Source organism: Gallibacterium trehalosifermentans, from assembly GCF_042433055.1.
In the GTDB taxonomy this organism is placed as follows: domain Bacteria; phylum Pseudomonadota; class Gammaproteobacteria; order Enterobacterales; family Pasteurellaceae; genus Gallibacterium; species Gallibacterium trehalosifermentans.
Genome location: NZ_JBHLWB010000012.1, coordinates 1 through 1505 on the forward strand (window position 1 = coordinate 1; position 1505 = coordinate 1505).

1 rRNA gene is annotated in these 1505 nt (G+C 48.9%); it reads left to right on the top strand.

Annotated elements, in window-relative coordinates:
* Positions 1-1505, top strand: a 23S ribosomal RNA gene (locus tag ACFFHK_RS09750); the annotation flags it as partial.

Consider the following 1505-nt stretch of genomic DNA (forward strand, 5'->3'; position numbering starts at 1 on the left):
CAGAGGCGAAGAAGGACGTGCAAATCTGCGAAAAGCGTGGGTGAGTTGATAAGAAGCGAATAACCCACGATATCCGAATGGGGCAACCCGATAGATGAAGAATCTATCATACTTAACTGAATCCATAGGTTAAGTAGGCAAACCAGGAGAACTGAAACATCTCAGTACCCTGAGGAAAAGAAATCAACCGAGATTCTGTGAGTAGCGGCGAGCGAAAGCGGAGTAGCCAGTCAGTGATAGCTAATGATTTAGGAGAATGAGCTGGGAAGCTCAATCATAGAGGGTGAAAATCCCGTATCTAAAAAATCAATAGTGGTACTAAGCAGACGAGAAGTAGGGCGGGACACGAGGAATCCTGTTTGAAGAAGGGGGGACCATCCTCCAAGGCTAAATACTCCTGATTGACCGATAGTGAACCAGTACCGTGAGGGAAAGGCGAAAAGAACCCCGGGAGGGGAGTGAAAGAGAACCTGAAACCGTGTACGTACAAGCAGTGGGAGCCCGAAAGGGTGACTGCGTACCTTTTGTATAATGGGTCAGCGAGTTATATTTTGTAGCGAGGTTAACTGAATAAGGGAGCCGAAGGGAAACCGAGTCTTAACTGGGCGGCAAGTTGCAAGGTATAGACCCGAAACCCGGTGATCTAGCCATGGTCAGGTTGAAGGTTGGGTAACACTAACTGGAGGACCGAACCGACTACTGTTGAAAAAGTAGCGGATGAATTGTGGCTGGGGGTGAAAGGCCAATCAAACCGGGAGATAGCTGGTTCTCCCCGAAATCTATTTAGGTAGAGCCTTAAGTGAATACCTTCGGGGGTAGAGCACTGTTTCGGCTAGGGGTCCATCCCGGATTACCAACCCGATGCAAACTGCGAATACCGAAGAGTACTACTTAGGAGACACACGGCGGGTGCTAACGTTCGTCGTGGAGAGGGAAACAACCCAGACCGCCAGCTAAGGTCCCAAAATCTATATTAAGTGGGAAACGAAGTGGGAAGGCTTAGACAGCTAGGATGTTGGCTTAGAAGCAGCCACCATTTAAAGAAAGCGTAATAGCTCACTAGTCGAGTCGGCCTGCGCGGAAGATGTAACGGGGCTAAAATATAGTACCGAAGCTGCGGCATCAGGCGTATCACTAATACGCCTTACGATTAACCACTTGCGAAGCAAGTGGGTCAAGCGAAAAACACGTTGAGTGGAAAGGCAAATAAATCGAAGAGGAATATTAGTGATACGCCTGTTGGGTAGGGGAGCGTTGTGTAAGCGGATGAAGGTGAATCGAGAGGTTTGCTGGACGTATCACAAGTGCGAATGCTGACATAAGTAACGATAAAACGGGTGAAAAACCCGTTCGCCGGAAGACCAAGGTTTCCTGTCCAACGTTAATCGGGGCAGGGTGAGTCGGCCCCTAAGGCGAGGCTGAAAAGCGTAGTCGATGGGAAATGGGTTAATATTCCCATACTTGGATAAACTGCGATGTGGGGACGGAGTAGGTTAGGTTAGCGT